Raw genomic sequence first — 26,121 nt, forward strand, 5'->3', positions numbered from 1 at the left:
GGGATGTGGCATTATTCGTAAACAATTATATGTATATCATGAGGGCGCACCGGTAGAGGCTGTAATAAGGCGTTACGCTGAGTTGGATTTTGAAGGGCTGATCGATGTGCAGCGGGAAAGCTTCCCGCCACCGTTTCCTTCGGATTTATGGTGGAGCAAGGAGCAGCTTGTAGAGCATGTTTCCCGTTTTCCGGAAGGAGCGCTTTGTGCTGAAATTGGTGGCAGGCTTATTGGCTCGATGACAGGCCTTATAGTCAATATGGCCGATTACGGACATTCGCACAGCTGGGAAACGATCACGGATAACGGTTTTATTCGCAATCATGACCGCAGCGGCGATACGCTTTATGTTGTAGATATTTGTGTAATCCCAGAGTACCGAAAGTCGGGTATTGGAAAATGGTTGATGCAGACGATGTATGAGACAGTCGTACATTTACAGCTTGAAAGGCTGCTAGGGGGCGGGCGGATGCCCGGCTATCATCGCTATGCAGGAGAAATAACACCGGAAAACTACGTTAGCGGGGTCTTGGCTGGAAAATACAGCGACCCTGTTCTGTCTTTTCTGCTGCGCTGCGGCCGTACGCCGACAGGTGTAGCAGCAAATTATTTGGAAGACGAGCAGTCCTGTGGCTATGCGGCTTTGATGGAGTGGCGTAATCCATTTCTTGCAGCCGATTAATTTAAAAACCGATACATAAGGAGAGGGGATATTTTAATGCTGTATCATCGTATTACCTCGATTGATGACCCTTATTTTGCGGAGCTGCATAAGCTGCTTCAAACGATTTTTCCGCCGGAAGAAGTGCTGGCTTATGAGCTGTGGAGAGAACCTCTTGAGGATGCTGGCATCCATGTTTATGTTGCGGTAGAAGACGGCAAAGTAGTAGGCTCCACTGAATATCGTTATTATCCAGAGCTCCGCGTAGCAATGACCGACTTCACCATTATCGGACAAGCCGGCAAGGGCATCGGGCGCTTCCTGCTGCGTGCACGGGAGAAGGATTTGGCGCGTTTGGCTGAACAATCCGGTACAGAACCGATCGGCATGTTCGCGGAAATATATAATCCTTATGAAAGTGAAGAGCAGCATGCATTTGGGGGCGTAACGCCAATGAATCCATTTGTGCGCCGGGAAGTGCTGTCGCATATCGGTTACAATCGCTTAGATTTCCCATACGTGCATCCTTCCTGGGACCATGAAGGTCAAGCTGTATCGGGCCTTCAGCTCAGCTTCCTGCCTGCTGATGAAAATTTGGCGTTTTTGCCAGCTTCGCTCATCGTGACCTTTCTTGAAGGCTACTATGAGGCGCTGCCTAACAAGCCGCAAGCTTGGCTTGATATGATTAATCAGCTGCGACAGCAGGAGCAGGTCGCACTGCTTCCGCTGTAATGCGCATTACCTTTCGCGGGACAGGCGATTCGATGGGCGTTCCGCGTGTTTATTGCAGCTGTGCTGTATGTGAAGAGGCGAGAAGCACGGGCATTAACCGTCGTTTGCGTTCACTTGTGCAGCTTGACGGATTGGGAGCAGGGCTTGCAGATGAAGCTGATGATGCGGTATGGATTGACTGCGGCCCTGATTGGGGAAAGCAAATGGAAGCTGCAGGCTTGCGGTTCGTCAGACGGATTTTAATTACACATGCCCATTTTGACCATATTGGCGGTCTAGTGGAATGGGCCGATGCCTGCCGCTGGCTGAACGTGAAGGGTGAGGCTTTTGCAGCTGCTGAGGTGATTGTCGAAATTAACGCGCGTTTTCCTTGGCTGCAGCGGCAAATCGATTTTCATGCAATAGACGGGAATCTGCGAATGGGCAACTGGGATATAACAAGCTGGCGAATCAATCATGGCAAAAATGGCTATGCTTACGCTTTTCGTTTTGATCATACGCTCGAAAAGCGTTCCTGGGCTTATTGCTCTGACGCCATTGGGCTAACGGATGAACAGCAGCAGCCGCTTTATGGTCTCAACTTGCTAGTGTTAGGCACAAGCTTTTATAAAGAACCATTCGCATATGACACCCGCTCTGTTTATGATGTAACGGAAGCGCTGGAGCTGATTCAACTTTGGCAGCCGAATCATACGATTTTTACGCATATGTCCCATGACATTGATTTGAATAGCGATTATGGGCTTCCAACTGCTGTACAGTTTGCAAGGGCGGCACTTGAAGTGACGGTATAGCTAGACCTAGACCAATATTGCATAATCAGCAAGAAGTTTTTGACGAAAGCTGTTGGGGTTGACAAGAAGCTTGTTTTTGAAGTAAATTGAAATTATATTTTGTTGGCTGGATGGTTCAGGAAGGGGTTTATTTTATGTTGACAGGTGTTCTTAACTCATAAATTGGATAGATCAGATCGCGTTGAAGGCGAATGGAAGCTTGCTGGCTGCTTTGTGCAGTTGAGGCAGGTTTCTATAAACGGATCTTCATTGGCTGTCTGATACCAAGAGTTAAGAACATGTGGACTCCGCCTGAATGCTATTCGGCAGCGGCCTGACCACCGTGCTCTTGCAGCACGGTTTTTTTGCGTTATTTCCTAATGATAGCCGTTTATATATGGCGGTTGCGTTGGGGTGATTAACGTTCGGTTAGGTATAACAGCCGTTTAAAACAGGAATGGAACGCTCATGCGTTCTGTTCCTGTTTTTTTTTATAAATACGCATCTATACCTATGCGAAACGGTCGTTTTCTCTAAAGGACGGCAACGCCGTTTATGCTCGGTTTATTTCGAATCATTCACGCCAACAAAATAGGAAATACAATCGATTTTAATGAGGAGCGATTGAAAATGATGCACGAAGCTACGCTAAAGCGTTTGGAATATGACAAATTGAAGGAACGATTGATCGGCTACACGGTTTCTCCGGCAGGGAGATTATTGGCGGAGCGACATCTGCCCAGCGTACAAATCAGGCAGATTCAAGCATGGCTGTCGGAGACAGAGGAAGCTTCCGCATTGCTGGCATCAGGGGCAAGCATTCCTTTATCCGCTATGGAGGGAATTGATCCTTTTCTGGCGCTGCTTGGCAAAGGACGAATTTATGTCGAGCAGGAGCTGGAACAATTGCTGACATGGCTCGCTTCTGTTATGCAAATGCGTAGATATATGGCGAGCAAACGGGGGATTGCACCGATCATTGCCAGCTATGCAGATTCCATGCATGATTGTCCGGAGCTGCGTGAAGAGCTCGGCCGCTGTATTCGCTACGGAAGCCTCACCGATCAGGCTAGTGCTGCGCTCGCGGAAATTCGTCGGCATCGCTACGCGGTCGAGGACAAAATCAGTCGTAAAATGGAAGCTTCACTTTCCAAATATAAATCAGCCTTACAGGAGTCGATTGTGAGTAAACGAAGTGGCCGGCTTGTTATCGCAGTGAAGCGCGAGCTGCGCAAGCAGGTACCAGGTACGGTGTGGGATGAATCGGCGAGTGGGCAAACCTTATTCGTAGAACCGGTTGATGTTGCTGATTTGCAAGTAGAGCTGCGGCAGTGGGAGGCTGAGGAGGAGCGCGAACGCACCGTTATTTTATCGGGCTTATCCGATTTGGCTGATGCGCATGAAGCCGAGCTTAGACTTAATTTAGAGGCGATGGCCTCTTTCGATTTCATTATGGCGCGCGGCAAACTTTCGCGTTCATACGATGGTCAATCGTTTCAATTGACCGATGAACCTCTCATCTCTTTATCGCAGGCCCGTCATCCGTTGCTTGGCGAGTCGGCGGTTCCTCTTGATGTGGAGCTCGGCCCGAACTGGAGCCAGCTCATTATTACAGGGCCCAATACGGGCGGGAAAACAGCAACACTGAAAACAATCGGCCTGCTTGCGCTGCTCGCTCAGTCAGGGCTGCTTGTTCCGGCAAGGGAGGGGAGCCGTTTCGGCATTTTCCACACGATTATTGCAGATCTAGGAGATGGGCAAAGCTTGGAGCAATCGTTAAGCACCTTCTCCTCGCATATTCGTGTTTTAGGCGAAATGCTGGAATCTGCCGGACCGCGTTCCTTGCTGCTGCTCGATGAACTGGCGGCGGGCACAGATCCAGGCGAAGGCATAGCGCTATCTATAGCTGTATTGGAGGAGCTTCATCACAGGAGAGCTTTGACGGCGGCAACGACACATTTTAATGAGATTAAGCAATATGCTTCCCGTACGAAGGGCTGCATGAACGCGAGGATGGCTTTTGATCCAGAGACATTGCTTCCGCTATATCAATTGATCGTTGGGGAGGCAGGGGAAAGCCACGCTTTCGCAATTGCCCGTCGATATGGTTTGCCAGAGCGGGTCATGCAACGGGCGGAGCAGCTTGCAGCTAAGCGCCAGCAGAGTGTAACGCTAAGTCAAGATGAATTAAGCTCAGATGATAAAGCAGGACATACCGAAGCTCAAACCGAGGCACAAGTGAAAAATAGCAGCAAAAAAGAAGAGGGCGCAGGCAAAACTGCCATGCAGCCCTTGCAAGCAGGCGACGCGGTATGGATTTATCCACTGAAGCGTCTTGGTATCGTTTTTCGTCCGGCTGATGCCCGAGGAGAGGTCATTGTTCAGGTGCAGGGCCGCAAGCTGGCCTTTAACCGAAAGCGGCTCAAGCTGTCAATCGGCAGGGCGGAGCTGTATCCTGGGGAAGATTATGATATGAGTATCGTCTTTGATTCCAAAGAAAACCGCAAGCTCCGCAAACAGCTGAGCCGCAAGCATGTGGAAGGGCTGGTCATCGAGATGAAGCCAGAGGCTTTTGAATAATGCTCGTGCTGTCAGCTCGTTATTGCTTAATCACGGCTTTGGATTATGAGCAGCATTCCTTCATCAATCGCAATGCTGCCTTCCATCTCTGTCAGTACATTGCTTATGCCAAGAGATTGGCCGATTTGCAAGCTGGCTTTATGTAGAGGGTATTGAAATCCGGTTAACGTAATGCCAGTAACAGCAGAAGATAAGGGCAGCAGAGAAACATTCGCATAAAGCCCTTTCTGTATTATTCGTTTAGAGGAAGTAACAGTAATACAGTTATGTTCGTCGATAATACAGGCGGGGACACCCCGCTGTTCGGCGAGCACAAGCAGCTGCACATTCGATAACGAATGGTCAAAGCGGGTGCCTAACGCGCCTAATAAAATAATTTCATCCGGATTTTGCTCCAGCGAATAGCGCAAAGCCATTTCTGTATCGGTATAATCTTTATAGATAGGGTCACAGGTAATGAGCTCCGTGCTGGCTGAACGTATTTGCTCCAATTGCTCGTCCGTGACCGAATCAAAATCGCCTATTGCGAGCTGCGGTGCATATCCCTGCTCCACCAAAAACAGTGCGCCGCGGTCTGCGCCAATGCGAAAGGCGTCCTGATCCAGATGAGGCAGGGCCCAAGCTCCAAGCTCGCCTCCTGAGCAAATGACTATTCGTTGTGGCATAATCGCTTCCTTCTTTCTTAATAGCTTTTGTTCATACTTGTCGCTTTTGCTAGTATATAGTGACTTTGAGCAGGAACACCAGTAGCAGGTGGAAAATCGGCAGCGAATTGGCGAAATATGTCGTTGCTTTAAGAAAGCAGCGGGGCTAAAATGGGAAAGGACAGACTGTCCGATAGATGACATCGGATGGGAGAACGGAAGCGGGGGCGTACACGTTGGATTTGGAGATTTTTGGCGTATTCAGCATTATCGGCACCATTGCCTTTGCCGTCAGCGGCGCGGTTGTGGCAATGGAGGAGGAATACGACATACTTGGCGTTTTTGTGCTAGGTCTGGTTACGGCGTTTGGCGGAGGGGTCATAAGGAATTTGCTTATTGGCGTTCCGGTCACCTCGCTTTGGAGCCAGGGAAGCTTGCTGAAAATCGCGCTCATCGCGATGACGATTGCTTTTTTGCTGCCGGTTAAATGGATTTATACGTGGCGCAAAAGCGAAGCTTTTTTCGATGCGATCGGTTTATCAGCCTTTGCTATTCAGGGTGCGCTGTATGCAACGCAGATGAACCACCCGATCAGCGCGGTGATGGTGGCGGCTATGCTGACAGGAATCGGTGGAGGCATTATTCGCGATGTGCTGGCAGGGCGCAAGCCGCTTGTGCTGCGGGATGAAATTTATGCGGTTTGGGCGATGGTTGGCGGCCTGGTCATTGGCAAAGGCTGGTTTCATTCGACACTTGATTTGCTGTTCCTGTTCGTGCTCATTATTGTGTTTAGGATGCTGTCGGTGTATTACAAATGGAAGCTGCCGCGTCGCTCGCTGCGGGAGAAAATTGTTCAGGAGAAAGGAAAGGCCTAAATGAAGAAAAAAGTTTTGTTTGTTTGTCTCGGCAATATTTGCCGTTCCCCGATGGCGGAGGCTGTTTTTCGCAGCAAGGTGGAGCAAGCGGGGCTGTCAGACCAAATTATTGTAGACTCGGCGGGTACGGGAGATTGGCATATCGGCCATCCGCCGCATGAAGGCACACGCAAGGAGCTTGATTTGAATGGCATATCCTACACGGGTATGAAGGCGCGTCAGTTCACGCAGCAGGATGATGCGGATTTTGACTTTATCGTCTGTATGGATACGAAAAACGAGCGCGATGTGCGTGAAATTCTCGGAACGCGTGCGGGGAGCGCGGAAGTGCTGACCTTTATGAGCCTGCTGCCTGAGCGCGGTGTAGCGGATGTGCCGGATCCTTATTATACAGGACAATTCGATTATGTCTTTGAACTGGTGGATGCAGGCTGCGAGCGGCTGCTCGACCATGTGAAGCTTAAGTAACCTAGCCGAGCGAGATGCAGCAGGTGGATTGCTTAGAATAAACAAACAAAGCCTTGGCTTCCTCCTTGGGCGGGGGAAATCAAGGCTTTGTCTCATTTTTTGGGCAAGGCTGCGGCGCTTATTGGCGCTCAATAAAATACATTAATGCTTCCGGCAGCTCTTTCTGCCAAAAGCCCCATTGATGTTGGCCTTCTTTTTCCGCATAATAAAAAGGAGCTTGTCTTTCTTCGAGCAGCTTTTTGGCTTCACGATTTAATTCGACAAAATTATGCACGCCTCTATCCGTTGTTTCATAAGCCGTTTCCTGCAGGCCGACAATCATGTAAAGCTCCAGCCAGGAAAGGTCATTCTGTGCAGCGATAATTTCAAGCGAGCGCTCGAAATAGGCGCCTGATAAGGAAAGCACACGGTTGAACAACTCCGGATAGGCTAGCGCAAGATGAAGGGAGATGGTGCCGCCAAGCGAATCGCCGGCAAGTACGCGATGCTCGGCTTCGCGACGGACTGGATATTTTGCTTCTATAAAGGGAAGCAGCTCCTCGCCGAAAAAGCGGACATAAGCCTCATGGCGGTCTCCGTCAGGAGCATATTCCGCTGTGCGAAATGTTTTATTCACATCGACGCCAACAATAATGAAGGGCTCCACGCCTTCATCCAAAATAATGCGATTCGCTGTCGTCGCGATCCGGCCGAAGTTGAAAAAATCCTCTCCGTCCTGGCAGTATACGACTGGATAGCTCAGCAGCTCATTGTAGCCGGGCGGTAAATAGACGCGAAGCGAGCGTTCGCCATCGTGCAAATAGTTGCTTGCAACCGTTTCCCTGAGGACGGTGCGTTTCAAATAACGTTCATCTGTCATCATTTCTTCCTCCGTTGGTTGAATGGAATGGGAGCTTGTGGGTAAACAATAGAGAGATGCCGTAGTGATGCGGGTTCGGCAACAGACGGAAAGGCTGTACAAGCTCCACCGTTTCAACATTGTATTATGCTGTTATATAACTTTTTAGCAGCTGTTACATATACAATTTCTTAACAAAAAAGGCATTAGCGTTGAAAATACAACGTATTTTTTGCTTTTTGCTTTGACCATTTTTGTTAAACAGGTTTATAATAATTCTATAACAGAGTACTGTAATATTCAAATATTAATGATTGAGGTGAGCGTTCACAATGAGCAAAGTGCTTAGCAAACTGCCATATGAAGTTCAAACGGAGCCAGTTACACCATTGTCCGTCTTGTCGCTTGATGGTGAAGTTGTTAACCCGGATGAAATGCCGGAGCTTACGGACGACCAATTAAAAGAAATTATGTACCGTATGGTATTTACCCGTACTTGGGATGATCGTGCCGTGAACTTGGGCCGTCAAGGCCGTCTGGGCTTCTACGCTCCAGTATCCGGTCAAGAGGCTGCCATGATTGGTAGCGAATACGCTTTGAATAAAGATGACTTCATCTGTCCGGGCTACCGTGATATTCCGCAGCTCGTATGGCATGGACTTCCGCTGTACCAAGCGTTCCTATATTCCAGAGGACATCAGCATGGCGGACAAATTCCTGAGGATGTTCACGTCCTGATGCCGCAAATCATCATTGGCGCGCAAATTTTGCACGCGACTGGTGTTGCGATGGCATTCAAGAAAAAGAATGAAAAACGCGTAGCTATTACGTACACAGGCGATGGCGGTTCTTCCGAAGGCGATTTCTACGAAGGCATGAATTTCGCAGGCGCGTTCAAGCTTCCGGTTATTTATGTTGTACAAAACAATGGCTATGCGATTACAACTCCTTATGCTAAACAAACAGCTGCACATTCTGTTGCACACAAAGCGCTTGCTGCTGGTATCAAAGGCGTGCAGGTTGACGGCATGGACGTACTTGCTGTTATTAAAGCAGTTAGAGATGCTGCTGAGCGCGGCCGCAACGGCGAAGGCGCTACGCTGATCGAGCTTCTTACTTACCGTTATCGTGCGCATTCCATGGCAGATGATACGACAAAATATCGCACCAAAGACGAGGAAGCGGAATGGGCTCCTAAAGATCCACTCATTCGTTTCGGCAAATATTTGGAAAGCAAAGGTCTCTGGTCGGAAGAGGATACAGCTCGCGTGAAGGAAGAAGCGAAAGCGACCGTTAACGAGCAAATCAAGAAAGCAGAAGCTGTTGAAAAAATGACGGTTGAAGGCTTGATCGACTCGATGTTCGAAACAACGCCGCAGCACCTCGAAGAGCAAAAAGCTGATTTCCAATAATAGCCTTTAACGAAGGAGGAACTATAGATCATGGCTCAAATGAATATGAAAGAAGCGATCCGTGACGCAATGCGCGTTGAACTTAAACGGGATCCAAATGTACTACTTTTTGGCGAGGATGTTGGTAAAGTCGGCGGCGTGTTCCGTGCGACTGAAGGCCTTCAAGCTGAATTTGGCGAAGACCGCGTATTTGATACGCCGCTTGCCGAGTCCGCTATTGGCGGTTTGGCAGTGGGTATGGGGATTCAAGGTTTCCGCCCAATTGCCGAAATTCAATTCGTAGGTTTCATCTATGAAGCGATGGATCAAATGTTCATTCAAGCGGCTCGTATGCGTTACCGTTCCGGCGGACGCTACAACTCGCCAATCGTATTCCGTACGCCTTTCGGCGGCGGCGTGAAAGCAGCTGAGCTGCACACGGATTCCCTGGAAGGTCTTGCTGTACAGACACCAGGTATCAAAGTTGTTATTCCATCCAATCCTTACGATGCAAAAGGTCTTCTAATTTCGGCTATTCGTGATAATGACCCTGTATTTTTCATGGAGCATTTGAACCTTTATCATGCTTTCCGTGCAGAAGTGCCAGAAGGCGAATATACCGTTGAAATCGGTAAAGCCAATGTTGTTCGTGAAGGCAGCGACGTGACAATCATTGCTTACGGCTTGATGGTTCACACGGCTGTTAAAGCGGCTGACGAGCTTGAAAAACAAGGAATCAAGGCTGAAGTCATCGACCTTCGTTCCCTTGTGCCTCTCGACATCGATACCATTGTAGCTTCGATCCAAAAAACGAACCGTGCAATTGTCGTTCAAGAAGCGCAAAAAACTTCCGGCGTTGCCGCTGAAGTAATCGCTCAAATTAATGAAAAAGCAATTCTGCACTTGGAAGCTCCGGTGCTTCGGGTTGCAGGTCCGGATACCGTTTATCCGTTTGCGCAAGTTGAGGATGCATGGCTTCCAACGGTAGCCCGCATTTCTGCAGCTGTCCAAAAAGTACTGGATTTCTAAAGGAGGATACACGCGGTGGCTAAATTCGAATATCGTTTCCCTGAGCTTGGCGAAGGCTTGCACGAAGGCGAAATTATTAAAGTGCATATTAAAGCCGGCGACAAAGTAACAGATGATGACATTATTATGGAAGTACAAAACGACAAGGCAATTGTTGAAGTGCCTTGTCCGGTTAACGGTACAGTGCTTGAAGTTTTAGTTAAAGACGGCCAAGTTTGCCACGTAGGCGAAGTAGTCGCTTTGATTGATGCGGAAGGCGAAGTGCCTGAGCAAGCAGCTCCGGCAGCTGAAGAGCCTAAGAAGGAAGAGGCGGCTTCGGCCCCAGCTCCAGAAGCGGCAAAAGACGCTCCTGCAGTAGAAGCAGCTAAAGAAGCTCCTAAAGCTACAAATGCTTCTGTGCTTGCTACACCAAGCGTTCGCAAGTTCGCTCGCGAACAAAATGTTGATTTGACGCAAGTAAGCGGCACTGGCAAAAACGGCCGTATTACGCGTGAAGATGTTACAGGCTTTGACGCTTCTGCTCCTGCGGCTTCTGTACAAGCAGCAGCTCCTGCTGAGCAGCAAGACAACACAGCTGTAGATGCAAAAGGTGCTGGCGAAGCGAAAACCGCTCCAGTTGCTTCTGGTACTGCTTACCGTCCGGAAGAGCGCGTACCATTTAAAGGCATTCGTAAAATCATTGCTAATGCAATGTCGAAATCGGTTTACACTGCTCCGCATGTAACGATCATGGATGAAGTGGACGTTACTGAGCTTGTTGCACTTCGTGCGAAATACAAGCCTTATGCAGAGAAAAAAGGCGCTAAGCTTACGTACTTGCCGTTTATCGTGAAGGCACTCGTAGCTGCTGCCCGTGAATTCCCGATTATGAATGCGACGCTTGACGAAGCTAATCAAGAAATTGTTTTGCGCAAATATTACAACATTGGTATTGCAACAGATACAGACAACGGCTTGATCGTTCCTGTTATTGAAGATGCGGATCGCAAAAACATTTGGAAAGTGGCTGACTCTATTCGTGATCTGGCTGTTCGTGGACGCGAAGGCAAGCTTTCGGCTAACGAGCTGAAAGGCAGCACGATTACCATTTCCAATATTGGTTCGGCAGGCGGTATGTTCTTTACACCGGTTATCAACTTCCCTGAAGTTGCGATTCTGGGTACTGGACGTATTTCCGAAAAAGCAATTGTACGCAATGGCGAGATCGTTGCTGCTCCTGTGATGGCTCTGTCACTAAGCTTCGACCACCGTCTGATCGATGGCGCAACCGCTCAAAACTTTATGAACTACATTAAACAGTTGCTGGGCCAACCTGAACTGTTCATTATGGAGGTATAAACAATGGTTGTTGGAGATGCTTCATTAGATATCGATACTTTAGTCATTGGTGCAGGTCCTGGTGGTTACGTAGCGGCAATCCGCGCTGCGCAATTGGGACAAAGCGTGCTTTGTGTAGATAAGGAATATGTAGGAGGCGTGTGCTTGAACGTGGGCTGTATCCCGTCCAAAGCTTTGATTTCCGCTTCCCATCAGTATGAGTCCATTAGCCACGCAGACGCTTTCGGTATTACAGCTAGCGATGTGAAGGTTGACTGGAGTAAAGTACAGGAGTTCAAAAGCGGCATTGTCAAGAAATTGACTGGCGGCGTAGGTTCCTTGTTTAAAGCGAACAAAGTACAGTTTTTCAGTGGTGAAGTGATGTTCATCAATGAAAACGAAGCGCGTGTATTCAACGATCAAGAAGCTCCGCGTTACCGTTTCAAAAACTGTATTATTGCTACAGGCTCCCGTCCTATTGAGCTGAAAGCATTCCCGTATGGCAATCGTATTATCTCCTCTACAGGAGCTTTGTCGCTGCCTGAGCTGCCGAAAAGCGTTATCGTAATCGGTGGCGGCTATATCGGTATTGAGCTTGGTCAAATGTTCTCGAAATTCGGTACGAAAGTAACGGTTATCGAGGGCGGAGACAGCATCCTGCCAGGCTTTGATAAAGACATGTCATCTCTTGTCGTTAAGAAGCTTAAAGGTACGAAAGTGGATATCGTAACAGGAGCTCTTGCACAAAGTGCTGAGCAAACGGATAACGATGTAACGTTGACTTACAAAGTTGGCGATAAAGAAGAGAAAGTAACTGCAGACTATTTGCTTGTTACCGTTGGCCGTCGTCCTAACACAGATGGCGATCTTGGTCTTGAGCTGGCTAACATTACGGTTGGCGAGCGCGGGCTGATCGAGGTTGACGATCAATGCCGTACAAGCAACAAAAACGTTTATGCAATCGGCGATATTATTGCTGGTCCTGCACTTGCTCACAAAGCGATGTATGAAGGACGCGTTGCGGCAGAGGCGATTTCCGGCCTGCCTAGCGTGATTGATTATAAATGTGTTCCTGCTGTCTGCTTCTCCGATCCAGAATGCGCAAGCGTTGGCTACACGGAGAAGGATGCAAAAGACAAAGGGCATAATGTTAAAGTGGGCAAATTCCCATTTGCTATCAACGGACGCGCGATGTCGCTTAATGCGGCTGAAGGCTTCGTGAAGCTCGTTGCGGATGCAGACAGCGGACTCGTACTTGGCGCACATATCGTCGGTATGGAGGCTTCCAATATGATTGCTGAGCTTGGTCTTGCAATCGAAATGGGTGCTACGCTTGAGGATATCGCACTTACTATCCATGCGCATCCAACGCTGGGTGAGATCGTGCTTGACGCTGCAGAAGTAGCGCTTGGCCACCCGATCCACACGGTTCTTAAGTAAGTAATTGATTGTTTCGTTTCTATAAATAGCAGCTGCCGCATTTGCGGCAGCTATAGAAGAGGTCCCGCGGCTGCTGAAGCCTGCGGGCCTTTTTTAATACAAAATTAATAATTATGTGCTTGGATGAGAATTTATACAGAATTAGCACAGGCAACTATTTTAAATGATTGATTATAATGATATAATACAAATCTATATGTCCAAAATAGGAGTTGTAAGTGAATGAGTGTTCATACTAGTGAGAACGAATACTTGCAGCTGCTGCGCAGCGTACTGGAACGCGGCACGGTCAAAGAGGATCGTACCGGAACGGGCACGGTTTCCACGTTTGGCTACCAGATGCGCTTCAACTTAAACGAAGGCTTTCCGCTCATTACGACGAAGCGCGTGTCGTTTAAGTTGGTTGTCAGCGAGCTGTTGTGGTTTATAAAAGGCGATACGAATATTCGTTACCTGCTCCAGCACAATAATAATATATGGAATGAATGGGCGTTTAAGAAGTGGATAGAGAGCACTGATTATACGGGCCCAGACATGACTGGCTTTGGCCTGCGCTCGCAAAGTGATGAAGCTTTTAATGTGCTTTATTTGGAGCAAATGGACCTCTTTAAGCAGCAAATTTTGCAGGATGAAGCTTTTGCAGAGAAGTACGGCGAGCTGGGCAATGTGTATGGTAAGCAGTGGCGCGACTGGAAAACCTCACAAGGCGAGTCCATTGATCAACTGAAGGATGTTATTCACACGATTAAGACCAATCCCGATTCCCGCAGAATGATTGTTACTGCGTGGAACCCAGAGGATGTTCCTAGAAATATGGCTCTACCGCCATGCCATACGATGTTTCAATTTTACGTATCAGAAGGCAAGCTTTCTTGCCAGCTGTATCAGCGCAGTGGAGATATATTTCTCGGAATTCCTTTTAATATTGCCAGCTATGCCTTGCTCACGCTGCTTATTGCCCATGAATGCGGCCTGCAGCCTGGAGAATTTGTGCATACGCTTGGTGACGCACATATTTATTCTAATCATATGGAGCAGATTAAGACGCAGCTTGCCCGCGAGCCTCGCGAGCTTCCACAAGTGCGGATTAATCCAGATGTGAGCTCGTTATTTGATGTAGAAGTGGATGATATTGTACTGGATAACTACCAGCCTCATCCTTCAATCAAAGCGCCTGTAGCCGTATAGAAGGGATGGACAAACGATGTCGATTACATTAATAGCAGCGATGGACCGCAACAGAACGATTGGAATTGGCAATAAGCTGCCGTGGCGGCTTCCGGCGGAGATGGCGCTGTTCACGAAGCACACGCTTGGCAAAACCGTTGTAATGGGCCGTAAAACGTTTGAATCGCTGCCTAAGCCGCTGAAGGATCGTCGCAACGTCGTTGTAACAAGGCAATCTGATTTTGCCTCAGAAGGCTGTGAGACGGTTCATTCGATTGAGGAAGTTTTGTCGCGTTTCAGTGGGGAAGAGCTTATGGTTATAGGTGGAACGGAAATTTACACGCAGTTTTTGCCGATTGCGGACAAGCTTCACCTGACAGCTGTTGATGTAGAAGTAGCGGGGGGCGACGCTTTTTTTCCTGTGTTCAATGAAGCGGATTGGGAATTGGTGGAATCCATTCCTCATCGCAAGGATGAACGCAATTTGCATGATTTTACATGGCAAACATTTAAACATAAAAACCGTTAAATCGGCTTTTTTCGCGAGGGCACAGAGGGCAAATATGACATTGGAAGCTCATTTATTTGAGTCGCCTTGCATAAACGTACGAACATTATGTTATAAAGTGCAAATGATTGTACGGATAATCCATTAACGATGGCAGGTAAGAGTGTTAGGATTTTGTAAAATGGCTCGCGAAAATTGAAAATGTTTGTTATTGAATATTTGCTGAATTCCCGATATAGTTTGTTAGAGAAGCCTTACAACGGTTGACGGGAATAACGGATGGAGGAAAAGCGATCATGTCTACACCTACTGGTTTTATGGAATATCAACGAGAACTCCCAGCCGATCGCGATCCGATTGAGCGGATTAAAGATTGGGAAGAATTTCATAAGCATTTGTCCGATGAACAGCTTCGTACACAAGGTGCGCGCTGCATGGACTGTGGAACGCCTTACTGTCATTCGGGAATGGAGCTAGCTGGTTCAACGTCGGGTTGTCCGATTAACAACCTCATTCCAGAGTGGAACAATTTGATTTATCGCGGTTTATGGCGTGAAGCGCTGGATCGTTTGCACAAAACGAACAATTTCCCTGAATTTACGGGACGGATTTGCCCGGCTCCATGTGAAGGCTCCTGTACGGTTGGCCTGATTGGTGATGCGGTTACGATTAAGACGATCGAGCAAGCGATTATTGACCGTGGCTTTGACGAAGGCTGGGTTGTTCCACAGCCTCCGAAGGTGCGTACAGGCAAACGCGTAGCGGTTGTCGGTTCGGGCCCAGCGGGTCTTGCTTGCGCAGCGCAGCTTAACAAAGCGGGACATCTTGTAACGGTGTACGAGCGTGCGGACCGCATTGGCGGACTTCTCACTTACGGTATTCCTACAGTCAAGCTTGACAAGAAGGTTGTTCAGCGTCGTGTAGACTTGATGGCGGAGGAAGGCATAAACTTCGTTGTAAACACAGAAATCGGTAAAGATGTATCGGCTGATGAGCTGCAAGGCCAGTTTGATGCAATCGTATTGTGCGGCGGCGCTACGAAAGCGCGCCCGGTAGATATTGAAGGCCATGAGCTTGAAGGCGTTCATATGGCGATGGATTATTTGAACGGTACAATTAAGAGCTACCTGGATTCGAATCTGGAAGATGGCAACTACATTTCTGCGAAAGACAAAAATGTCATTGTTATCGGCGGTGGCGACACTGGAACAGACTGCGTGGCAACAGCGCTTCGTCATGGCTGCAAATCGATTACGCAATTCGGTACGCATGCTAAGGCTCCACTAGTACGCGATAACATTAACAACCCTTGGCCGCAGTTCCCGAACGTCTACACGCTGGATTATGCGCATGAAGAGGCAAAAGCGCTGTTTGGTGAAGATCCGCGTGCTTTCTCGGTACTGACGAAAAAATTTGTTGGCGAGAATGGCAAGCTTACAGAGCTTCACACCGTACAGATCGAGCGTACAGTTGATCCGGAAACGGGACGCAGAATTTATACAGAAATCGAAGGCTCCGAGCAAGTATGGCCGGCTGATCTCGTGTTTATCGCGGTTGGTTTTGAAGGCCCAGAAAACACGCTGATTGATGCTTTTGGCCTAGAGCAAGACCGTCGTACAAATGTGAAAGCAGCTTATGGCAAATATACGACGAATGCAGAGAAAATATTCGCAGCTGGCGATATGCGTCGCGGTCAAAGCTTGGTTGTATGGGCGATTAACGAAGGTCGCGAAGCGGCTCGTGAAGTTGATAAGTTTCTAATGGGTTCTTCCTTGCTTCCTTAAATAAATGGTATGATGAATTGAATAGCAGCTTATGAGAAGCGCCTTAGGGCGCTTTTCTTGTCGATAGGAGGAGAATAAAGCGTTATGATTAAATATGGGCTGGATACGGTAACGGAGCTGAAGTTTGAGAAAATCATAGCGAACATGGAGCGGCGCAATGATCAATGGGTGGATATTGAGCTGTTGTTTGAGCTGTCAGAGGCAACGCCTGCGCCCGACGATCTTATTGACTTCAGCGGACTGGTCATTTGTACGCCGGAGGGCAGCATTGCCCAAATTGTGCCGCAGGACGAAGATTGTGACTGTGAATATCAATTTACTACATTTGAGAAGGAACAAATTACGGCCTTTATTTTGCAGGAACAAAATCAGTTGAGAATTAGGCAGCTCCCCTCCCCAATATAAGGAAAGCTGTGGTAAAATCAGTGTGAGATGACGTGAAGGAGCGATTCGTCATGCATGCTGAAGAAGCTTATGTGTTATCCCCGGCAGATGTCAGCAATATTCGAAAATATGTCCAGCATAAATATGGAGCGCTGCCGCAGGAAAAGAAAACCGAAATGATTGCCGATGCGGTAAATCGCATTATACATAAGCAGCTTCCGTCGTTTGACGAGTCGATTAAGCGCCAGGTTACGGCGCAGCTTATTAGAACTGCGGTGCTGGAGCAGAAGCGCCCAGTACGCGCAGATGATATTTTTGCAGCCTGTTTGCTGCTGCTGGACGAACGTGAGCAGGAAATTGAGCAGCCGATGCATCAATGGGTGGAGAAGCAGCTGAGCAGCGTTGTTGAGATCGGGCGCTACCGGCAGGCGATGGACAAGCTGCGTAGTTCTATTGAGCGAACGGACATGAGCGCAGTTCCTTTGCCGAATGCAAGTCTATCGGTGAACGAGAGCTGGCTTCAGTTGAAAAATGATTTGCAGCCAGCAGACGATGATCAGTTGGCTAATGAGCTACTTAGAGCCGAGGGATCCGGCTCCTCCGGGTTGGCGGAGGTCATACCACTTCCATTGCCGCTTGCATCTCAGAACGCGCCAGTTCCTCGTAAACGGAGCAATCACGCTATTGTGTACGGATTACTCAGTCTGCTGCTTGTGAGCGTTTCGCTGCTGTATGGAGAGTCTCTGACGCGCACCTTAAGAGGGACACAGCCGGAACCGGCAATCCTTGCTCCCATTGAACCGGTGGAGATCGTAGAGCTGGATGGTTTGCCGCAAGAGCTGCGCTATGTGGAAATTGATAAGAAGAGGCTGACTCAGTATTTGAAAGGCAAGTCGTCAATCCTTGCTAGGCAGCCTTATTTAGATGCGATTATTGCCCAGGCGAAATCATTTGATATTCATCCGCTGCTGCTGTTTGCAATAACCGGGCAGGAGCAGGCTTTTGTACCTACCACGAACAAACAGGCGAAGGACATTGCGAATAATCCATTCAATGTGTTTCATAGCTGGAAGGAATATAACACGACGATTAGCGATTCTGCTGAAATTGCGTCGCGAACGATTGTGAATTTAAGCAAGGGACGTCCTGAAGGAATGGACCCATTCACATGGATTAACCGAAAATATGCGGAAGATCCGAACTGGTCGAACGGTGTTCGGTCGATATTTGCTTCCATGAAGCAATATGTGGAGACAACAAGCAAGAAGTAAAGAGGCGATTTGTTGAAGATATTAATTATTGCGGAGAAACCGGATATGGGCAGGACGATTGCTGCCGTGCTTGAGCCAAAGGCAGCTAATCGCCGAACGTATTTGGAAGGCGACCGTTATATTATTACATGGGCTATTGGGCATTTGGTATCACTCGCTGAGCCTGATCAATACGATGCGCGCTACAAACGGTGGAATGATCAGGACTTGCCGATCATTCCGCAGGTGTTCAAGCTGTGGCCGAATCCGCGAACGAAGGACCAGCTTAAGACGATTGGTGAGCTTGCCAAGCGATGCGGCAGACTTGTTAACGCATGCGATGCCGGGCGCGAAGGCCAGCTTATTTTTCACCTAATCAGGCAATATTTAAAGCTGGCGCAGCCCACAGACCGATTATGGATATCGGATTTGACGGCGGAGACAATTCGCCGTGGTTTTGATTCGCTGCGCAGTGATGACGAATATGAGCCGCTTACGAAAGCGGCCCATGCCCGTAGTGAAGCCGATTGGCTGATCGGCATGAATGCTTCTCGCGCTTTTACGATTCGCCATAAAGCCTTGCTCTCTGTCGGGCGTGTACAAACGCCAGTTTTGGCGCTGCTGTACGATCGCCATAAGGAAATTACGGCGTTTCAATCGGAGACCTATTTTGTCGTTAAGGCTGCGTTTGACCAATCCGGATTTGGTTATTCCGGCATTTGGCAGGGGGAGCGTCTGACCGATAAAGCGAAGGCGGAGGCGCTGGCAGCAAAAACAGCAAATAAGCCTGCGAAAGTGGAAGATTACCAGGTGGCGGAGAGCAAGGAGTATCCGTTCAGGCTTTATGACCTGACGCTGCTGCAGCGGGAAGCCAATGGCAAGCACGGCTATTCGGCCAAGAAGACGCTGGATATTGCCCAAGCGCTCTACGAAAAGCATAAGGTCATTACGTACCCGCGGACGAACTCCAACTATGTAACCGAGGAGAACATTCCGGTCATGGGCAATGTATTAACGATGCTCCAGGGAACTAGCGGCTATGGCGAGCTTGCGAAGGGAGCGGACCGTTCTCGTGTTCACAAAGGGAACAAAGCCGTTTGCAATCCATCCAAAGTCGAAGATCACCATGCCATTATGCCCACACCGAAGCGTGCTTCTAACCTCAGCCAGGAGGAGCAAAACGTCTATGACATGATTGTCAGACGTTTTCTGTCGCATTATTATCCGCCTGCGGTTTACAAAAACCACACGGTGCTGACAGTCGTCGAAGGCGAAACCTTCCGCACGAAGGCGAAGGAACAACTGGAGCCAGGCTGGAAAGTGGTGCTGCCACAGCAGGATTCCAATGCGGCTAAACCAGCTAAGCGAGGCAAAGGCAAGGATGATAAGGAAGCCGATGATGAGGAAATGGTGACCGATCAGCCATTTAAGCTGGACCCGCATGGAGCGGTTCATTGCAGCAGCGTTGAGGCGATGGAAAAAATGACGCAGCCGCCCAAGTCCTTTACAGAGGGTACGCTGCTCAAAGCCATGGAAGGCGCAGGAAAGTCGATGGAGGATGATGAGCTGCGGGAAGCGATGAAGGATACCGGCCTTGGCACGCCTGCGACACGGGCAGCGACGATCGAGCGGCTGAAGCATGTCGGCTATATTCAGCTGGCAGGAAAGAAGCTGGATATAACCTCCAAAGGGCTCGCTGCAATTGAGCTCATCCGGAATGCAGGCGTTGAACTGCTCGCTTCGCCAGAAATGACGGGACGCTGGGAGCAGCGCTTGCACCAAATTTCCAAAGGCGAAGCTTCGGATGATCGTTTTATTGCGCAGGTGAAGCAATTCGCGGCCGTCATCGTCGACAAGGTTCGTCAGCAGCGTCCTGCCGCACCTGGGACGTTCGAGGACACCTCTGCGAAAGGGAAGAAGGCAGCTGGCTCAGCGAAAAGCAGCAGCCGTACAAGCAGCTCACGCCCGTCAGAAGCGAAAGCAGGCACGAAGTCGCCTGCCGGAGTTGGCAAGAGCAGGAGCTCCACGCGGTCAGCGGGTAGCGAAGCGGCGAAGCCGCCCAAGCAAGCAGCAACGTCTGCGGCTTCAAGAGGGCCGCTAGCTGCCTGTCCGAGGCAGAGCTGCAACGGCAGTGTTATTGAAGGCAAGCGCGGTTACGGCTGCAGCAGCTTTCGCGAGGGCTGTTCTTTTGTTATTTGGAAGGAGCAGCAGGGGAAGAAGATTACGCTGCCGATGCTGCAATCACTGCTGGAGAAAGGGGCAACTAGTCAGCTCACCTTTAAGCAGTCTGATGGTAGCAGCATGAAGGGACGGCTTGTATTGACCGATCGTGACAAAGGGACGCTCACGATTCGGCCTGCTGACTAGTTAGCTGACTTCCGTAACCTCCTTGATTTTTCGATTTGAACACGCGCTAACGAACATCGCAGCAAAATAAGCCGCCGAACCAACAAGTTTGCTGGTAGGCGGCTTATTTAAGTTTAATCTTGTGTTTCTTAAGCTAGCGATTAATATAACCATAGATGGCTTCCGGCACTTCCACTAAATCATTCAAAGTGAAGAAGGCGCCTTTGGGCTCAACTTCAATATTGACGACATTATATTGCCATTCGGCATCCTTGCGCATATGAATGGCATGGATGCCGGCAGTCAGGGCAGGCACAACATCCGTCCGAATGGAATTGCCAACCATCCATGTGCGTGCACGATCCAGCGCGGTTTCCGCTAAAATATCCTCTAATGCCTCATTGGTTTTATGTTGGCGGATATAGATGCGATTATTAAAATATTTGCTCAAATTGAGCTGATCAATTTTGCGGGTTTGAATCAACTGCTCGCCACCTGTATAGAGATGCAGCTCATGACCCTGATTCGCTAAGGAATACAGCGTCTCCTCCATATTTGGATAGGGTTCAGTATCATGCTCGTATACGCTAAGCCCAAGCTTCCATAAAAAGTCCTGCTCAACAGTAGAGCGCTTCCGACCCGTAACGTCGGAGAAATAAGCATAGCTGTCAACGAAGGATTGGGGAAAATGCTCACTCTTGAAACCAAGCACAGCAATTCCAGCGATATCAATTTCCGTTTGTTTATCCCGTACAGCGTTTGCGGTGACGTCTTCATATCCGGCAAACCAGGTTGTCATCGCATCAACAAACTGACTAATAACCAAATAGAAATATTTATTACAATGAATTAATGTATCGTCGAGGTCAAACATAATGTGCTGCTTCATAGAAAGCACGGCTCCTTTAGCGCAAAATAGACTGTGTATGAAATCAATCTACAGTATCAGGAGCCCTACGTCAACGCAGCAAGCCCGTTTCCACGACAGTAAATTAGGAAAATTAAGGATAAACATTAGGACAGCTGGCCATTTTCAGAAAAATCAAGCATATTTAAGCTGCGACACAAGCAGAGTTGTCTTAATAAAGGCAATGCGGCGGCGGATATAGAAATCCAGGCTGTCGCCCCGCAAGTCATTCGGAGAGATCACCTCCTCAGAGCTGTTATCAATAATCGTCAACTCTCCGTTTGCATAAAACTTAAAAGTTAAATCCCGACGTGGCCAATTTTTCTCAACGTAACGAAAATTTTCGCAAGTGCTCTTCATGGTGATCCTGCCTCCCTTATTAGATGTTTAATAAATAGTCAATGAGAACTTTTGTTCCTGTTTTTATTATAGCAAACATTTGTTCGTGTGGAAACTGTTTTTTGTTTCCCGTAAACTAGATTTATATAAATGAGCATTTTGCATAAATCCCCTGAGCGACTTTCAATGTACAATATTTAGAGCGAAGCGGTTCTATCGCTCTAAATATTGCACCCGGGAGCGACCCGAATCGAATTATACAAAATGCTGAAAATATGATGCGTGAAACAAAGGGGCGCGGAAAATGATAAGAATTTCGAATTTGACGAAGGTTATTCCAGGCGGGCCGAAAGTGCTCGACGATATACATTTGGATGTGGAGGATGGAGAATTTATCGCCATTAAGGGAGCGAGCGGAAGCGGCAAGTCGATGCTGCTTAAATGCTTGGCGCTACAGGAAAAATGGACGCGAGGAACTTACAAGCTGGATGGAACGGATATACTAAAACAAGGCCTTACCGGCAGATTTAAAGTTCGCCGCGAGGTGGCCTATTTGGAGGAGAAGCCTGTTCTGTATCCAAGCAAGACCGGGCTCAAAAATGTGATTATCGGGTCGGTGACCCAGACACCGGCTTGGCGGCGATGGACCGGCATGGTGCGCGGCGACGATTATATGGGCGCCATGGATACGATAGAGAAGCTTGGCCTTCTCGATAAAGCTCATCTGAAGGCGGAGAAGATGAGCGGGGGGGAGCGCCAGCGCATCGCCGTTGCCCGCGCGCTTGTGCACGGCGCAAAAATCATTTTGGCGGACGAGCCCGTATCCGGACTTGATCCGCATACGGCCGATCAGGTACTCGCGGATTTGAAACGGCTTTGCACAGAGCAGCGCGTTACGGTTATTGCCGTGCTGCATCAAGGCGATTATGCTGAACGGTTCGCAGACCGCATTATTGGGCTCAACAATGGCAAACTTGTCATCGACATCAGAGGCAGGCGCTTGACCGAACGGGAGAAAATGCTGCTATGAGCGAAGTAAAGCTGAGATTGATTCAGCAGCATGAGCTTTCACAGGCGCTGGAGCTTGAGCAGCGCTGTTATTCACCTGAGGCCGCGGCGACGGAAGCGGGATTCCAGTACCGTTTTCAGGAGTATCCCTCGTATTTCTGGTCCGCTTGGTCGGATGACGGACGTTTGCTTGGCATAGCCAATGGGATTCGAACGGAGCAGGAAAGCTGCGGTGACGAGATGAAGGGCAGTCATCAGGAGGAATACGCGGGAGACAACTTTTGCATACTGACTATAGCTGTAGATCCGGCGTTCAGGCGCAGGGGGATTGCTGCAAAACTGCTGGACAAGCTGATCCAAGCATGCGAAAATGAGAGGCTGAAAGCGATTATTTTGATGTGCGAGCCGCATCTGATTTCTTTTTATGAACAGGCGAAATTTACATACGTAGGCAAGGCTTCTTCCTCACATGGAGGAATTGAGTGGCATGAGATGAGACGTAATCTGCATACAATGGAGCATTCTAGCGAATAGGCAGGTGTAGCCCGATATGGCGTTTCAATCTCCTGTAATCGTTCAGTCTGTCCGCAGTACGTTTCCAAAGGCCGAGCTGTGGCTGCCTCATATTAGCGGGGGATCCAATGAGGCAGCGGATAGTCAAATCAATGGGATCATTCACTCAGCAGCGCAGCATCTCATAGCTGAGCAAGGTACGCTTGAAGACCCGCATGCGGAGATGCAAGGATATTTTGAGCTCAAAAACAACCAAAAGGATGTGCTCAGCCTGTCTTTGTTCAACTACGCCTATACAGGCGGAGCGCATGGACTGACGCTGCAGCAGTCGCTTACCTTCAAGCTGACAACCGGACGATCTTATACGCTTGCTGAGCTGTTTAAGCCTGGCAGCAATTATATCGTCAAGCTGTCCGCGCTGGTCACCGCTCAAATCAGGGCACGAGATATTAGTACGCTGTCGCCGTTCAAAGCCATAAGGCCGGATCAGGATTATTATGTTGCGGACCGGACGCTGGTGCTGTATTTTGCCCTCTATGAGCTAACGCCTTATGCTTTTGGTTTTCCGTATTTCCCCATCTCCGTCTATGACATTGAGGATATGATTAATGAAAATGGCCCGCTTGGACCAATGGTCGTCAATTATTGATATGTGCAACTTTGCAGCAGGAGAGAAGACAGCATGATGTATATCATTTTATTATGCGCTGTATTTGTCACGACGATCGCTTTCGTTGTTTATTTGCAGTATGTGAAAAAGGACAAGGGGCCGCGCCTTTCCGCGCCCCCCGTTCGGCGCCAGTCTTCAAGCTTGCAGCTCAGCCCAGTGAAGAATAGCTTTCCTGGCAAGCTGGATGGCGGGCGCAGCAAACAGGCGCTCAAAGCTTTGGCTGGCAGCGCGGATGCAGCAAAGATAGCTGAAGGGAAGAAGCTGCTTATTGTTGACGACCAGCCGCTCATTCGGCTCATGCTGGCAGAGCTGTTTCAGAAGGCGGGATTTACCGTATATGAAGCTGCAGATGGGCTGAACGCGCTTGAGCAATTCGAGCGTCATGGAGCGGACTGCATTTTGCTTGATTTTATGCTGCCTGATATGGATGGATTGGACGTGCTGTGCGCGATTCGCAAAAGCGATGCCAACGTTAAAGTATTGCTTATTACCGCGTACGGGGAGCCTGAAAAAATGGAGGCGGCAGCTGAGCTGGGCGTTACCGAGTGGATAGAAAAACCGTTTGACACCGATCAATTGCTGAACCGGGTGCTCGCGCTAGTCTAGAGTGCCTGCTTCTGCTCGATAGTTAATGTCATAAATAATTAATGTCATGAGGTATTTCGATGGTTTGCTGGCATGAGCCCTTCCACCTTCACATATACTGCTTAACGATGGGGGTGGTGGAATGATTGCGCTCGTAATCGGGCTAGCTTTATTTTTCGTTGTATGTGCTGCTGCATTAGCCGGAGCTGTCAAGGCGCAGCAAAGTATCAAATCGTCAAGCCATCAGAGCATGACGGCTTATGCCACCTATATTCAAATGCAGCAGGATAAGCATGATTTGAATTTGTTTGGCCTTGCCCAGCAGCTCAGACGCAAATTTGGAGCGGCTGCTTCATTCGGGCTTTCTTTTAACACGATGGGGCTGTGTGCTGCAGCTTTGTTGTTTCTGGCGCCTGCCCTGCAGCAGGGTGGGCCCATTGTCGTTGGTATCGGCATTCCGCTTGCTGCGCTGTTTGCTTTAATGGTAAGTGCATCGCTTGCTGAGTTGTCATCTGCTATACCGACCGCCGGGGGTGTCTATCACTGGTCCTCCGCATTAGGAGGACGCGTATGGGGCTGGCATGCGGGTTGGTTTCACATGGCTGGTTACATGGGGCTCCTGCTGCTGACCAATCTGCTATGCGCCTCATTGCTTGATGGAATGCTAGCTGGCTGGCTCGGTTATATGCCATCAATATGGACGAAAGCAATCATTGCCTTGGCAATGGTGGTCACGCAAGTCGCTTTGCACAGCCGGGGCGTCCATCTGCTGGCCGTTCTGCTGCGCAGCGGACTATGGCTGCAGCTTATCGCTGCAGTCGCTGCAATCGGCATTCTAATGGCGCTGTATTGGCCGGGCGTTTTTTCGCCTGAGCTGTTATTTACGCTTCCTGCCCATAGTGGAGAGGGGAAGGGCCAGACAACCGTCGGTATGCTTGCGGGCTTTCTGCTTCTGCAAAAGCTGTTTCTCGGCATGGACAGCGCTGCTCAAGGAGCTGAGGAGACGTCCGATCCCCGCATTCGCGTGCCATGGGCGATCTATTTATCGACGGCTTACACGTTTATTATCGGCTTTGTGCTGCTGGCTATGCTGACACTTGTGTGGCCTGGATTCTCAAATGGAGGCATTCCGGCTGGCGGGAGCGAGTGGTTTGCGGGCAGTTTGCTAGATGCTATAAGCCGTTCGCCGCTGGTGACAATACTTCTAGTTGTGCTGCTCTACTCAAGCAGCAGCAGCGTACTGATCGCTTGCTCCCGATTATTGTACAGCCTGACGCGCGATAAGGCGCTGCCTTTCAGCAAGCAGCTGGAGGGCGTTCACCCTGCATCTCAATCACCCAGGAAATGCGTCTGGCTCGCTGCCGCTTTGTTTTTCGTTATCCTAGTAACTTCCTGTTTGCTCATTCCAGAGCATCTGCTGACAGCTGCTGTCCCCAGCTTTACGCTGATTTGCCTATACACGGCGTATGCGATACCGATAGCGTTAGCGCTGCGCGCAGGGAAGAAGCACAAGCTGCTCGTCGATGCGCCTTGGCATCTCGGCAGGTGGAGCCGTATGGTGAATATATCTGCGCTGGTCTGGCTGCTCCTCAGCGTTGTGCTGGCAGCGATCGTGCTTGGCAAGGAAGGCATCATAGGGGCGGGGGCTGTGCTGCTTGTATCCGGGGTGCTGGATTTGCGATACCGGAGACGTCATCTCGAGACGCTGCAAAGCCGCCTGAATAAGCCGCATGGGGAAATTATTAGAATTGAGCGAAAATTCAAGCTAACGGAATGAAGAGCAATTGCGGGAAATAGAAAGGTGGAAATGAGCCGTCTATTTCCCGGGGAAGCGCACAATCCAACATGTTTAAAATGATTTCGACAGCAGGCTAACGATTGCCTAATAAAGCTTAAAATACGCTATAACGCT

Annotated in this window: 25 protein-coding genes; 21 read left to right on the forward strand and 4 right to left on the reverse strand. The window is 49.1% G+C overall.

Features of this window, described 5'->3' with window-relative positions:
• Window positions 1-10: 10 nt before the first annotated feature.
• The 4 genes from WH37_RS21030 (at window position 11) to WH37_RS21045 (ending at window position 4,746) form a co-directional block, all read left to right on the forward strand.
• Window positions 11-682: a GNAT family N-acetyltransferase gene (locus WH37_RS21030; RefSeq protein ID WP_046232577.1), complete on the forward strand. Its 672-nt coding sequence runs from the start codon at window positions 11-13 to the stop codon at window positions 680-682.
• Window positions 683-718: 36 nt separating this feature from the next.
• The gene (locus WH37_RS21035) at window positions 719-1,393 is read left to right on the forward strand and encodes a GNAT family N-acetyltransferase (protein WP_046232578.1); all 675 of its coding nucleotides are present in this window, start codon (window positions 719-721) and stop codon (window positions 1,391-1,393) included.
• Window positions 1,393-2,187, forward strand: coding sequence for an MBL fold metallo-hydrolase (locus WH37_RS21040; protein ID WP_046232579.1), 795 nt, complete (start codon window positions 1,393-1,395; stop codon window positions 2,185-2,187). The genes WH37_RS21035 and WH37_RS21040 overlap by 1 nt, the downstream gene beginning before the upstream one ends.
• A gap of 609 nt (window positions 2,188-2,796) precedes the next feature.
• On the forward strand, window positions 2,797-4,746 hold the full coding sequence (locus WH37_RS21045; RefSeq protein ID WP_231594304.1) for an endonuclease MutS2: 1,950 nt from the start codon (window positions 2,797-2,799) through the stop codon (window positions 4,744-4,746).
• A 26-nt stretch (window positions 4,747-4,772) separates the two neighbouring features.
• Here WH37_RS21045 and WH37_RS21050 read toward each other — a convergent pair whose 3' ends face one another.
• The gene (locus WH37_RS21050) at window positions 4,773-5,414 is read right to left on the reverse strand and encodes a thiamine diphosphokinase (protein WP_197091389.1); all 642 of its coding nucleotides are present in this window, start codon (window positions 5,412-5,414) and stop codon (window positions 4,773-4,775) included.
• A 218-nt stretch (window positions 5,415-5,632) separates the two neighbouring features.
• Between WH37_RS21050 and WH37_RS21055 the strand changes: the two genes are divergently transcribed.
• A complete protein-coding gene (locus WH37_RS21055; RefSeq protein ID WP_046232642.1) occupies window positions 5,633-6,265 on the forward strand; it encodes a trimeric intracellular cation channel family protein in 633 nt (210 codons plus the stop codon).
• Entirely contained in the window at window positions 6,266-6,733 is a 468-nt protein-coding gene (locus WH37_RS21060; RefSeq protein WP_046232581.1) for a low molecular weight protein-tyrosine-phosphatase, read from the forward strand.
• A gap of 118 nt (window positions 6,734-6,851) precedes the next feature.
• On the opposite strand, the gene WH37_RS21065 is transcribed toward WH37_RS21060, so the two are convergent.
• The gene (locus WH37_RS21065; protein WP_046232582.1) at window positions 6,852-7,592 is read right to left on the reverse strand and encodes an alpha/beta hydrolase; all 741 of its coding nucleotides are present in this window, start codon (window positions 7,590-7,592) and stop codon (window positions 6,852-6,854) included.
• Window positions 7,593-7,903: 311 nt separating this feature from the next.
• Between WH37_RS21065 and pdhA the strand changes: the two genes are divergently transcribed.
• The 10 genes from pdhA (at window position 7,904) to WH37_RS21115 (ending at window position 20,208) form a co-directional block, all read left to right on the forward strand.
• On the forward strand, window positions 7,904-8,983 hold the full coding sequence (gene pdhA, locus WH37_RS21070) for a pyruvate dehydrogenase (acetyl-transferring) E1 component subunit alpha (RefSeq protein WP_046232583.1): 1,080 nt from the start codon (window positions 7,904-7,906) through the stop codon (window positions 8,981-8,983).
• A 30-nt stretch (window positions 8,984-9,013) separates the two neighbouring features.
• Window positions 9,014-9,991 (forward strand): alpha-ketoacid dehydrogenase subunit beta, encoded by a 978-nt coding sequence (locus WH37_RS21075; protein ID WP_046232584.1) that lies wholly within the window; start codon window positions 9,014-9,016, stop codon window positions 9,989-9,991.
• A gap of 15 nt (window positions 9,992-10,006) precedes the next feature.
• Entirely contained in the window at window positions 10,007-11,329 is a 1,323-nt protein-coding gene (locus WH37_RS21080) for a dihydrolipoamide acetyltransferase family protein (RefSeq protein WP_046232585.1), read from the forward strand.
• Window positions 11,330-11,332: 3 nt separating this feature from the next.
• Complete coding sequence (gene lpdA, locus WH37_RS21085) at window positions 11,333-12,748, forward strand: dihydrolipoyl dehydrogenase (protein ID WP_046232586.1); 1,416 nt, start codon at window positions 11,333-11,335, stop codon at window positions 12,746-12,748.
• A 222-nt stretch (window positions 12,749-12,970) separates the two neighbouring features.
• Window positions 12,971-13,936 (forward strand): thymidylate synthase, encoded by a 966-nt coding sequence (locus WH37_RS21090; protein ID WP_046232587.1) that lies wholly within the window; start codon window positions 12,971-12,973, stop codon window positions 13,934-13,936.
• Between the two features lie 16 nt (window positions 13,937-13,952).
• On the forward strand, window positions 13,953-14,444 hold the full coding sequence (locus tag WH37_RS21095; protein WP_046232588.1) for a dihydrofolate reductase: 492 nt from the start codon (window positions 13,953-13,955) through the stop codon (window positions 14,442-14,444).
• Window positions 14,445-14,719: 275 nt separating this feature from the next.
• Window positions 14,720-16,207, forward strand: a complete 1,488-nt coding sequence (locus tag WH37_RS21100) for a glutamate synthase subunit beta (RefSeq protein WP_046232589.1) — start codon at window positions 14,720-14,722, stop codon at window positions 16,205-16,207.
• An 84-nt stretch (window positions 16,208-16,291) separates the two neighbouring features.
• On the forward strand, window positions 16,292-16,612 hold the full coding sequence (locus WH37_RS21105; RefSeq protein WP_046232590.1) for a hypothetical protein: 321 nt from the start codon (window positions 16,292-16,294) through the stop codon (window positions 16,610-16,612).
• A 50-nt stretch (window positions 16,613-16,662) separates the two neighbouring features.
• Entirely contained in the window at window positions 16,663-17,862 is a 1,200-nt protein-coding gene (locus tag WH37_RS33840) for a glucosaminidase domain-containing protein (RefSeq protein ID WP_052737119.1), read from the forward strand.
• A 12-nt stretch (window positions 17,863-17,874) separates the two neighbouring features.
• Window positions 17,875-20,208, forward strand: coding sequence for a type IA DNA topoisomerase (locus WH37_RS21115; RefSeq protein WP_046232591.1), 2,334 nt, complete (start codon window positions 17,875-17,877; stop codon window positions 20,206-20,208).
• 133 nt (window positions 20,209-20,341) lie between these two features.
• Here WH37_RS21115 and WH37_RS21120 read toward each other — a convergent pair whose 3' ends face one another.
• Together WH37_RS21120 and WH37_RS21125 are read right to left on the reverse strand one after the other, a co-directional pair.
• Window positions 20,342-21,076, reverse strand: coding sequence for an HAD family hydrolase (locus tag WH37_RS21120; RefSeq protein WP_046232592.1), 735 nt, complete (start codon window positions 21,074-21,076; stop codon window positions 20,342-20,344).
• A gap of 153 nt (window positions 21,077-21,229) precedes the next feature.
• Window positions 21,230-21,454 carry a hypothetical protein gene (locus tag WH37_RS21125; protein ID WP_046232593.1) on the reverse strand — a complete coding sequence of 75 codons (225 nt, stop codon included), beginning with the start codon at window positions 21,452-21,454 and terminating at the stop codon, window positions 21,230-21,232.
• Between the two features lie 283 nt (window positions 21,455-21,737).
• Between WH37_RS21125 and WH37_RS21130 the strand changes: the two genes are divergently transcribed.
• From WH37_RS21130 to WH37_RS21150, 5 genes are all read left to right on the forward strand, one after another.
• On the forward strand, window positions 21,738-22,463 hold the full coding sequence (locus WH37_RS21130; protein ID WP_046232594.1) for a phosphonate ABC transporter ATP-binding protein: 726 nt from the start codon (window positions 21,738-21,740) through the stop codon (window positions 22,461-22,463).
• Window positions 22,460-22,975, forward strand: coding sequence for a GNAT family N-acetyltransferase (locus tag WH37_RS21135; RefSeq protein ID WP_046232595.1), 516 nt, complete (start codon window positions 22,460-22,462; stop codon window positions 22,973-22,975). The genes WH37_RS21130 and WH37_RS21135 overlap by 4 nt, the downstream gene beginning before the upstream one ends.
• Window positions 22,976-22,991: 16 nt before the next feature.
• Window positions 22,992-23,603 carry a DUF3298 and DUF4163 domain-containing protein gene (locus tag WH37_RS21140; RefSeq protein WP_046232596.1) on the forward strand — a complete coding sequence of 204 codons (612 nt, stop codon included), beginning with the start codon at window positions 22,992-22,994 and terminating at the stop codon, window positions 23,601-23,603.
• Between the two features lie 33 nt (window positions 23,604-23,636).
• The gene (locus WH37_RS34895) at window positions 23,637-24,230 is read left to right on the forward strand and encodes a response regulator (RefSeq protein WP_082110939.1); all 594 of its coding nucleotides are present in this window, start codon (window positions 23,637-23,639) and stop codon (window positions 24,228-24,230) included.
• Window positions 24,231-24,351: 121 nt separating this feature from the next.
• Window positions 24,352-25,986, forward strand: a complete 1,635-nt coding sequence (locus tag WH37_RS21150; RefSeq protein ID WP_046232597.1) for an amino acid permease — start codon at window positions 24,352-24,354, stop codon at window positions 25,984-25,986.
• Window positions 25,987-26,121: the final 135 nt, after the last annotated feature.

The sequence above is a fragment of the Paenibacillus algorifonticola genome, from assembly GCF_000971975.1.
Lineage (GTDB): Bacteria > Bacillota > Bacilli > Paenibacillales > Paenibacillaceae > Pristimantibacillus > Pristimantibacillus algorifonticola.

What these genes read in the sequence shown, in the direction of transcription:
- WH37_RS33840 (WP_052737119.1), top strand. Translation starts at nt 16,663, where the DNA reads ATGCATGCTGAAGAAGCTTATGTGTTATCCCCGGCAGATGTCAGCAAT.
- WH37_RS21045 (WP_231594304.1), top strand. Translation starts at nt 2,797, where the DNA reads ATGATGCACGAAGCTACGCTAAAGCGTTTGGAATATGACAAATTGAAG.
- WH37_RS21150 (WP_046232597.1), top strand. Translation starts at nt 24,352, where the DNA reads ATGATTGCGCTCGTAATCGGGCTAGCTTTATTTTTCGTTGTATGTGCT.
- pdhA (WP_046232583.1), top strand. Translation starts at nt 7,904, where the DNA reads ATGAGCAAAGTGCTTAGCAAACTGCCATATGAAGTTCAAACGGAGCCA.
- lpdA (WP_046232586.1), top strand. Translation starts at nt 11,333, where the DNA reads ATGGTTGTTGGAGATGCTTCATTAGATATCGATACTTTAGTCATTGGT.
- WH37_RS21120 (WP_046232592.1), bottom strand. Translation starts at nt 21,076, where the DNA reads ATGAAGCAGCACATTATGTTTGACCTCGACGATACATTAATTCATTGT.
- WH37_RS21090 (WP_046232587.1), top strand. Translation starts at nt 12,971, where the DNA reads ATGAGTGTTCATACTAGTGAGAACGAATACTTGCAGCTGCTGCGCAGC.
- WH37_RS21095 (WP_046232588.1), top strand. Translation starts at nt 13,953, where the DNA reads ATGTCGATTACATTAATAGCAGCGATGGACCGCAACAGAACGATTGGA.
- WH37_RS21035 (WP_046232578.1), top strand. Translation starts at nt 719, where the DNA reads ATGCTGTATCATCGTATTACCTCGATTGATGACCCTTATTTTGCGGAG.
- WH37_RS21135 (WP_046232595.1), top strand. Translation starts at nt 22,460, where the DNA reads ATGAGCGAAGTAAAGCTGAGATTGATTCAGCAGCATGAGCTTTCACAG.
- WH37_RS21040 (WP_046232579.1), top strand. Translation starts at nt 1,393, where the DNA reads ATGCGCATTACCTTTCGCGGGACAGGCGATTCGATGGGCGTTCCGCGT.
- WH37_RS21060 (WP_046232581.1), top strand. Translation starts at nt 6,266, where the DNA reads ATGAAGAAAAAAGTTTTGTTTGTTTGTCTCGGCAATATTTGCCGTTCC.
- WH37_RS21100 (WP_046232589.1), top strand. Translation starts at nt 14,720, where the DNA reads ATGTCTACACCTACTGGTTTTATGGAATATCAACGAGAACTCCCAGCC.
- WH37_RS21130 (WP_046232594.1), top strand. Translation starts at nt 21,738, where the DNA reads ATGATAAGAATTTCGAATTTGACGAAGGTTATTCCAGGCGGGCCGAAA.
- WH37_RS21125 (WP_046232593.1), bottom strand. Translation starts at nt 21,454, where the DNA reads ATGAAGAGCACTTGCGAAAATTTTCGTTACGTTGAGAAAAATTGGCCA.
- WH37_RS21065 (WP_046232582.1), bottom strand. Translation starts at nt 7,592, where the DNA reads ATGACAGATGAACGTTATTTGAAACGCACCGTCCTCAGGGAAACGGTT.
- WH37_RS34895 (WP_082110939.1), top strand. Translation starts at nt 23,637, where the DNA reads ATGATGTATATCATTTTATTATGCGCTGTATTTGTCACGACGATCGCT.
- WH37_RS21140 (WP_046232596.1), top strand. Translation starts at nt 22,992, where the DNA reads ATGGCGTTTCAATCTCCTGTAATCGTTCAGTCTGTCCGCAGTACGTTT.
- WH37_RS21075 (WP_046232584.1), top strand. Translation starts at nt 9,014, where the DNA reads ATGGCTCAAATGAATATGAAAGAAGCGATCCGTGACGCAATGCGCGTT.
- WH37_RS21105 (WP_046232590.1), top strand. Translation starts at nt 16,292, where the DNA reads ATGATTAAATATGGGCTGGATACGGTAACGGAGCTGAAGTTTGAGAAA.